7 protein-coding genes are annotated in these 9,084 nt (G+C 35.3%); all 7 read left to right on the forward strand.

What is annotated here, in order from left to right; all coding sequences use genetic code 11:
- Nucleotides 1-3: 3 nt before the first annotated feature.
- On the forward strand, nucleotides 4-1,152 hold the full coding sequence (locus GJV77_RS11670) for a formimidoylglutamase (protein WP_155036538.1): 1,149 nt from the start codon (nucleotides 4-6) through the stop codon (nucleotides 1,150-1,152).
- Nucleotides 1,153-1,274: 122 nt separating this feature from the next.
- Nucleotides 1,275-2,678, forward strand: a complete 1,404-nt coding sequence (gene porK, locus GJV77_RS11675) for a T9SS ring complex lipoprotein PorK/GldK (RefSeq protein ID WP_155036539.1) — start codon at nucleotides 1,275-1,277, stop codon at nucleotides 2,676-2,678.
- Nucleotides 2,679-2,709: 31 nt separating this feature from the next.
- Entirely contained in the window at nucleotides 2,710-3,372 is a 663-nt protein-coding gene (gene porL / locus GJV77_RS11680) for a type IX secretion system motor protein PorL/GldL (protein ID WP_155036540.1), read from the forward strand.
- Between the two features lie 27 nt (nucleotides 3,373-3,399).
- Nucleotides 3,400-4,953: a type IX secretion system motor protein PorM/GldM gene (gene porM / locus GJV77_RS11685; RefSeq protein WP_155036541.1), complete on the forward strand. Its 1,554-nt coding sequence runs from the start codon at nucleotides 3,400-3,402 to the stop codon at nucleotides 4,951-4,953.
- A gap of 38 nt (nucleotides 4,954-4,991) precedes the next feature.
- Nucleotides 4,992-5,879 (forward strand): type IX secretion system ring subunit PorN/GldN, encoded by an 888-nt coding sequence (gene porN, locus GJV77_RS11690; RefSeq protein ID WP_155036542.1) that lies wholly within the window; start codon nucleotides 4,992-4,994, stop codon nucleotides 5,877-5,879.
- Between the two features lie 87 nt (nucleotides 5,880-5,966).
- Nucleotides 5,967-7,022, forward strand: a complete 1,056-nt coding sequence (locus GJV77_RS11695) for an NAD(P)/FAD-dependent oxidoreductase (protein WP_155036543.1) — start codon at nucleotides 5,967-5,969, stop codon at nucleotides 7,020-7,022.
- A 6-nt stretch (nucleotides 7,023-7,028) separates the two neighbouring features.
- Complete coding sequence (locus tag GJV77_RS11700) at nucleotides 7,029-8,945, forward strand: ABC-F family ATP-binding cassette domain-containing protein (protein WP_155036544.1); 1,917 nt, start codon at nucleotides 7,029-7,031, stop codon at nucleotides 8,943-8,945.
- Nucleotides 8,946-9,084: the final 139 nt, after the last annotated feature.

Raw genomic sequence — 9,084 nt, forward strand, 5'->3', positions numbered from 1 at the left:
GGTATGATTTATGAATTATTAACTCCTCTTAGTGATGAGCTAGTAGACTTCATTGATGGAGTACCTGCTCAAGCATTAGGGAAAAAAGTTACTTTTTTTCGTGAGAAAGAATTTTATGATTATAGCAAGTATCAAATAGCTATTATTGGGGTTCAGGACAATCGCGGGGCAGGAGTCGATGATTTAGAAGTTGTTGATATCGGTAAAATTAGAAAATCATTGTACGCATTGTACCCAGGTAATTGGGATTTACGTATTATTGATTTGGGTGATATTTTAGCTGGAGATACGATTGAGGATACTTATTTTGCGTTAAAGTGTTTGACAAGCGATTTGATTAAGCACAATGTTTTACCTATTGTTATAGGAGGTGGGCAAGATTTGACGTATGGTATCTATAGAGGTTATAACGAATTACATCAATTAGTTAACTTGGTTTCAATTGATGCTAAGTTAGATATAGCTAAAGGAGCAAGTCTTCCTGTGGAGAGTTTCTTGTCGCGAATTGTTTTAGAAGAGCCTGTTAATCTATTTAATTTTGCTAATTTAGGATATCAGACATTTTATAATGCTCAAGAAGAGATTGATTTAATCGAAAACTTGTATTTTGAAGCTTATCGACTTGGAGAAGTATCGTCTAATATACGTATTGCAGAGCCTGTACTTCGCGATGCGGATATTGTTAGTTTAGATTTGGGATCTGTAAAATCAGGTGATTCGGGAAATCATAGACAGTTTAATCCTAACGGGTTTGACGGAAAAGAGATTTGTTCATTGAGTCGATATGCAGGATTAAGTGATCGAGTTTCTTGTTTTGGTGTATTTAATTATAATAATACACGAAATGAAGCGTTATTAATAGCACAAATCCTATGGTATTTTATAGAAGGGGTTAATTATAGAGCCGGAGAATATCCTTTTGAGAAGAAAGAAAGCTATTTCAAATATATCGTGCCTATAGAGGGTTATGATGACTTAGTTTTTTATAAAAGTGATGTGTCAGGACGCTGGTGGGTTGAAATTCCGGTTGTAGAATTTGAAAATAATAAAGGAGTTTCGTTAATGCCTTGTAATGAAGAGGAATATATAATGGCAACAAAGCAAGAAATGCCTGAAAGATGGTGGAAAGCCTTAAAACGCAGTCTACTGTAAAAAAGTGATAAATTGACAAGAATTTATCTAAATTAATCTTTAGTTTTGTTTGTCAAAATAAATAAGATAAAATTAACGTTAGAGAAGAGTAAAGAAAATTGTATAAAAAAACCTAAAATTATATGAAGAAGATAATTACATTAGGAGTTTTAGCGGCTTTAATGTTTAGCTGTGGTGCTGGAGGAGATCGAGGAGAATTGATGGGAGGAAGTGAAGGAAAGAGATGGCGAAACACGAAACCGCATGGTATGTCATTAATTCCAGGTGGAACATTCACCATGGGGCAGGCCAACGAAGACTTCTTAGGAGCACAAGATGCACCTACAAAAACGGTTACTATTGGATCGTTTTATATGGATGAAACAGAGATTAGTAATAATCAATACCGTAAATTCGTAGATTGGGTTAAGGACTCAATTACACGTACTAAGTTGGCTGTAATGGCTGACGATATGGGTATGGGGGCTGATGCTGGAGGTATTGGTCAATATGCCTTTTTGGATTCAGAAGAGAATTTGGATAAAATGACACCTTATCAACGTTATATGTATGATAATTACTATAGTATGGATATGAGTGAAGATATTTACGCAGGTCGTCGTCTGAATAAAAAAATCCCTATTACAGGTGATACTAAAAAGTTTCCAGATGAATATTATGTAGAGGTAATGGATTCATTATACATCCCAGCTTCTGAGACTTATAATGGAATGACTACTTTTGATGTGTCTAAGTTGAAATTTAAATATACTTATGTCGATGTTGACGGTGCTACAAGTGATCAGGGTACTGATCCACGTATGAAACGTAAAAGACACCTTAAAACGGAAACATTGTTAATTTATCCGGATACAACACGTTGGATAAAGGAATTCAAATACTCATATAATGAGCCTATGCATAATGATTATTTCTGGCATGAGGCATTTGGAGAGTATCCTGTGGTTGGTGTAAACTGGCACCAAGCAAAAGCCTTTGCGGCTTGGAGAACAATGTATAAAAATACTTACCTACAAGCGAATAACCAAACAAAAGAAGTTCACGAATTCCGTCTACCAATGGAGAGTGAATGGGAGTATGCTGCACGTGGTGGTCTAGAAGGAGCAATGTATCCTTGGGGAGGTCCATATGCAACAGATGAAAGAGGGTGTTTTATGGCGAACTTCAAACCAAATCGTTTTGACTATGCGGCAGATGGAGCTATGTATACTGCGGAAGTAAGATCATACCCTCCAAATGGGTATAACTTGTACAATATGGCAGGTAACGTATCTGAGTGGACAAGTTCTCCATACGAAGTATCAGCATATGAATTTATGTCTTCAATGAAGCCAAAGAATAGACAAACGGATACACCTTTGAAAGTAGTAAGAGGTGGATCTTGGAGAGACCCGGCTTATTTCTTACAAGTGGCAACACGTGATAAAGAGTACGCTGATTCATCGAGAAGTTATATCGGTTTCAGAACAGTACAGTCAGTATCAGGTTCTATGTCTAGAACAAATGCTGCAAAAATGGCGCGTTAGTAAAAAGTTTAAGAAAGAAAAGTATTAGGTTATGGCAATCTCAAAAAAAGTTATGAACTTCTGTTATGGAATGGGAGCTTCAATCGTTATTATAGGGGCTTTATTTAAGATCACTCATATGGAGATCGGTCCGTTAACGGGAAATTTAATGTTGACAATCGGATTAGTTGTTGAAGCAGTTATTTTCGCTATTTCAGCGTTTGAACCTGTCGATGATGAATTAGATTGGACAAAAGTATATCCAGAGTTAAAAGATGGGGAAGCTCGTCAAGTTAAAAAAGGTAAAGAGGTTGCTGTTGTCGCAGAAGAAGCTGAAGCATCACTATCTAAAAAATTAGATCAGTTGTTAAAAGATGCTAAGATCGATGGTGAGTTGATGAATAGTTTGGGTAACAGTATTCGAAACTTTGAATCTGCTTCAAAAGGTATTTCATCTTCTGCAGATTCAATGGTTTCAACTCAAAAATACGCTCAAGAGATGACATTGGCTGCACAGCAATTAGAGTCTTTGAATAAAATGTATAAAGTACAATTAGAAAGTGCTACTTCAAATGCAGAAATTAATAAGTCAGTAGCAGAAAATAATGTGAAGTTACAGGAGCAGATGCAAGCGTTAACTCAAAATTTAGCCTCTCTAAACAACGTGTATGGAGGAATGCTATCTGCGATGGGGTCTGGAAGAAATGCTAATTAATTTATAATTTAAAAACTGTTATAGATTATGGCACAGCAAAAATTGACACCTAGACAAAAGATGATTAACCTGATGTATTTAGTGTTTATCGCAATGATGGCACTTCAGATGTCAAGAGAGGTTTTATCAGCTTTTGGGATGGTGAATGAAAAAATTGAGGAGACAACGACGGCCTTAGCGACAAATAATAAAGAGGTATCTTTAAAACAATTGGAGCAAAAGGCTATGGATGATCCAGCGAAATTTACGACGCCATATAATGTGGCTAAACAAATTCAAGTGATTACTGATGCTTTTGTAAATAAAATTGGAGTAACAAAATCTTTGATTATCGATAAATATAAAGAGGCAGATGGATCTCTTCCGTTTGAAATGATGGATAAGAGTGATGTGATTGATAATTTATGGTTCAAAGGTGATCGTTTATCTGAAGAGGGACAAGCTTTTATCAATACGATAGAGGATTATAAAAAGGAAGTTAATACTCTTTTAGGAGATGACGTTTCTTATAAGCACGTAAAGGAGAAGTTTAATAAAAACTACGATCTAAGTGATATTAAAGATCGCAGTGGTGTTGAGAAGCCGTATTTGAATTATAATTTTCAAGGATTTCCAGCTGTAGCATCTTTGACAAAATTATCTGCGATGCAAAACGATGCACGTATGTTAGAGCAGGATATGTATAACCTATTATTAGGTAATAAACTTATTGAATCAGCTTCGATGAAGAATTATTCGGCATTAATTATTCCAGATAAGTCTGTTTACTACGTGGGGGATAATTATTCTAGTACCGTAGCTTTAGGTAGATATGATAATACTGTACCTAAGAAGGTTTTTGTTAACGGTAAAGAATTGGATTTGTCAAAATCTTTGGAGAACGGACAAGTTAAATTGAACCTTCCTGCAAATAGTGTAGGAGAGCATAATTTTACTGGTAAATTTGTTTTCATTGAAGAAGGCGAAGAAGTTCCAGTGGATTTTAAAGGATCTTATGTTGTGGTCAGTAGACCAAATAGTGCTACAATTTCGGCAGACAAGATGAATGTAGTCTATAGAGGGGTAGATAACCCAATATCGATTTCGTTTGCAGGAATTCCGGATAGTAAAGTGATGGCATCAGCTCCAGGATTGAATAAAGTAGGAAATGGTAAGTATATTTTGCGTCCACAAGGAGGTAGAGAGGTTACTATTAATGTGAGTGGTACTTTTGATGATGGTAAGGCTGCACGTGATACCAAAGTGTTTAGAATTAAAGATATTCCTGCACCTAGAGGTACTGTTCGTGGAGAATATGCTGCATCTGGTAGTAGAGAGAATCTTCAGGTAGTTACAATTGGTGCTAAATTAGAAGACTTTGACTTTGATGTTAAATTGTCTGTGAGCAGCTTCGTTGTTCAAGTACCAGGTCACCCAAGTGTAGTTGTTTATGGTAACCGCATGAATGACCGTGCGAAAGCAACAATTAAACGAGCTCGTATTGGTGACGTTGTTGTTATTTCTGATATTAAAGCAAATTTACAAGGTGGTGGCGGTTATCAATTGAAAAAAACTGCTCCTTGTACGTTTGAAATTAAATAATTACTTCTTAAGTTTAAAGAAAGAAAATTTAGAAAAATATGAATTTGAAAAGTTTATCACTAATCGTAATGTTTTCTTTGTTTTCAATAGGGTCTTTTGCACAGGCAAACTTATTGAATGCAAAATCTGCTAGTGAGATTGGACAAAAGTCCTTATTAGATATATTAATTACTTCAGATGGCCCTATTCCTTACGGACATATAAATGATAATGATGTATTGTTTGGTATTATGGTTTGGGAAAACATTTCTTTGTCTGAAAAGGCGAATGAATCTTATTATTTCCCTATTGATGAGGTAGAAGGAAATGATCAAAAATCATTGTTTCAAGTATTACTAGATGGTGTTAAGTCTGGTGCTATTACTGAAGTATATGATAGTAGTGAGTTTACTAACCAACGTATGTTGAAAGATATAGAGTCTTCTTTTGTAAAAGTAGATACAACGGATATTGGTATTGAGTACGCTAATGCTGGGGAAGCAATTCCTGCAGAGTATATTGATCGTACAGAATTGAGACCTTCTGATGTTACAGATTATCGCATTAAAGGATTATGGTATTTTGATCGTAATGAAGGACAATTAAAATATCGTTTGTTAGGGATAGCTCCAGTAGTTGTTGATATTTATACTAAAGGTACTGCTCATGAAAATCACGTAGAGCTATTCTGGATTTTCTTTGCTGATGCACGTAATGTGTTGTATCAAAACTATGCGTTTAACCCTAAGAATCCAATGAACCCTATCAATTTTGATCACTTATTGAATTCACGTCGTTTTAGTGCGACTATCTATAAAGCGGATAATCAATTTGGAGACAGACGTATAGATGACTATATCCAAGGTAATGATTTACAAAAATTATTTGAAGGAGAGCGTATTAGAGAGTTAATTCGCAACCTAGAAGATGATATGTGGAAATATTAAATTAGGAATTACTAAATTTGTAATCACTAATTTACAAAGCTCTTATCTATTAAATTAGGTAAGAGCTTTGTTGTTTAAAAGGGTGTTATGATTGATTATATTGTTGTAGGTACTGGGTTGGCAGGTATTTGTTTTACTGAAAAATTGTTGAGTCAAGGAAAAAAAGTCGTTGTGATAGATAACGAAGGGCGTTCTTCCTCGTGGATAGCTGGAGGTATGTATAATCCTGTTGTTTTAAAGCGATTTACTGAGGTGTGGAAGATTAATGAACAGTTGGATTTAGCAATCCCTTTCTATAAACGCTTAGAAGCTAAGTTGGCTATTAAGTTTTTGCATCCTATGCCATTGTTTAGACGGTTATTGTCTGCTGAAGAACAAAATAACTGGTTCTGTGCCGCAGACAAGCCCTCATTAGAGCGTTTTCTGGTACCTTCTTTGTCGCGTATGCAGTTGTCAGGCGTGGAAGCACCATTTGGGTATGGACAAGTAAATGATACAGGTTATTTAGAGACGCATGATCTGATTACTCATTATCGCAACTACCTTACGTCTATAGGTTGTTATCGCAAAGAATGTTTTGATTACGATGCTTTGTCTTTCAATGATACTTCTGTTATTTATCATGATCTTATTGCTCGTCATATTGTATTCGCTGAAGGTTTTGGGTTACTCAACAATCCTTATTTCAAAGATTTGCCTTTAGATGGTACAAAAGGGGAATTAATGCTTGTAAAGATACCTGACTTAAAGATTGATTTTATGCTTAAAGCAAATGTGTTTATTATACCAATCGGTGATGATATTTACAAAGTAGGTGCAACTTATAATTGGGAAGACAAGTCAGATACTCCAACTGAGAAAGCCAAGCAAGAGTTAATTGATGGACTTAAAGATATAATTAATCTAGATTTTGAAGTAGTTTTGCACACGGCAGGAGTTCGACCAACGGTTAAAGATAGACGGCCACTTCTTGGAAGAAGTTTGGAGTCGGATAGAATACATGTGTTGAATGGTCTAGGGACTAGAGGGGTGTTACTTGCTCCATTCTTAGCTGAGCGATTGTATAATAATATAGAAAATGGAGAACCTTTAGAAGAGAACTTGTCGATTCATAGGTATAAAAAATTTAAAATAAAGAAATAAATAATTATGTTGAATATTCATAATCTTTCTGTTTCCTTTTCAGGTGAGTACTTGTTTGAAAGTGTAACATTTAGAATAGGTGCTGGTGATAGAGTAGGTTTAGTAGGTAAGAATGGAGCAGGAAAGTCAACTATGCTAAAGTTGTTGTCAGGTGATATGGAACCTGATACTGGTAGCATAGCGATGGAGAAGGATCTAAAAATTGGTTTTTTAAGACAGGATATTGAGTTTGTACCAGGGCGTACAGTTTTAGATGAAGCTTACCAAGCCTTTAAAGAGATTAAAGCTGTCGAGGCAGAGTTAGAGTTTGTCAATAAGCAATTGGCAGAACGTACCGATTATGAATCTGAAGGGTATAGTGAATTAATCGAAAAATTGAGTGACTTAACGCATCGTTTTGAGATTATAGGAGGATACAATTATGTCGGTAATACTGAGCGTGTATTATTGGGACTTGGTTTTAGACGGGAGGATTTTAATAATCTTACAGATACTTTTTCTGGAGGTTGGCGTATGCGTATTGAGTTAGCTAAGTTATTGTTGCAAAACAATGATGTGTTATTGCTCGATGAGCCGACGAATCACTTAGATATTGAGAGTATTATTTGGTTGGAGCAATTTTTGAAGTCGTATCCTGGCGCTGTTGTGATTATCTCTCACGATAAGATGTTTTTGGATAATGTTACTAATCGTACGATTGAGATTTCATTAGGTAAAATATATGATTTTAATAAGCCTTATTCTGAATATTTAGTATTGAGAGAGGAATTAAGAGAAATTCAATTAGCAGCTCAAAAGAATCAAGCAAAAAAGATAGAAGAGACAGAAAAACTTATAGAGAAGTTTAGATATAAAGCTACAAAAGCATCAATGGCTCAATCGCTAATTAAGAAGTTAGATAAAGTAGAGCGTATTGAAGTTGATGAAGATGACAATGCTGTAATGAATATTTCGTTTCCTGTTAGTATTGATCCAGGAAAGGTTGTTTTGGAGATTGACGAAGTAACGAAGCGTTTTGGAGATAAAGTTATTTTTAAGGACATTAATTTACTTGTTGAACGCGGTAGTAAGATTGCTTTTGTAGGTCAGAACGGACAAGGTAAATCAACGCTAATAAAAGCTGTTTTAAATGAGTTTGACTACAATGGTACAATAAAGGTAGGGCACAATGTTCAAATAGGGTATTTTGCGCAGAATCAAGCGGATTACTTAGACGGAGAGAAGACGTTACTCGATACAATGCTTGATGCTGTTACTGATGCTAATCGCGTGAAAGTACGTGATATGTTGGGTGCTTTTTTGTTTAGAGGTGATGATGTAGAGAAAAAAGTAAAAGTTTTATCTGGAGGTGAACGAAATAGATTAGCACTTTGTAAGATGTTACTTTCACCGATTAATGTATTATTAATGGATGAGCCGACCAATCACTTAGATATAAAATCTAAGAACGTCTTGAAGCAAGCGTTAGAGAATTTTAAAGGAACATTGATTTTAGTATCCCATGATCGTGATTTCTTACAAGGACTAACGCAACTTGTGTATGAGTTTAAGGATCAAAAAATCAAGGAGTATTTAGGAGATATTAATTATTTTTTAGAGGAGCGAAATGCTCAGAACATGCGTGAGATTGAAAAGAAAGTAGTGGTAGAGGAAGTTAAGGTTAAAGTTGAAGAAAAGAAACCGCAAGCACTTTCATATGAAGAACAGAAAAAGCAGAAGACGTTGCAAAACCGATTGAGTAAGATTGAAGGTGAAATAGCAGACCTCGAGAAGAAGGTGGCTAAAGACGATGAGCGCTTAGCTATTGATTATGAAAAATTAATGGCTGATGCTGAGTTTTTTAGTAACTATGAGAAGAAGAAAAACAAGATTGATGAATTGATGCTCGAGTGGGAAGAGATACAAGAAATCTTAATGGCATAAAATCAAAAAAGGGTACTAGTGAGCTAGTACCCTTTTTTAGTGGCGTAATAAAGTTATATGGCTATAAAAAAAACCACTTGTTTAAAAGTGGTTTCTTAAAAGTAGTAGCGGGAACAGGACTCGAACCTGTGACCTTCGG

Origin of the sequence: Myroides pelagicus (assembly GCF_009711055.1) — a bacterium.
GTDB lineage: Bacteria > Bacteroidota > Bacteroidia > Flavobacteriales > Flavobacteriaceae > Flavobacterium > Flavobacterium pelagicum.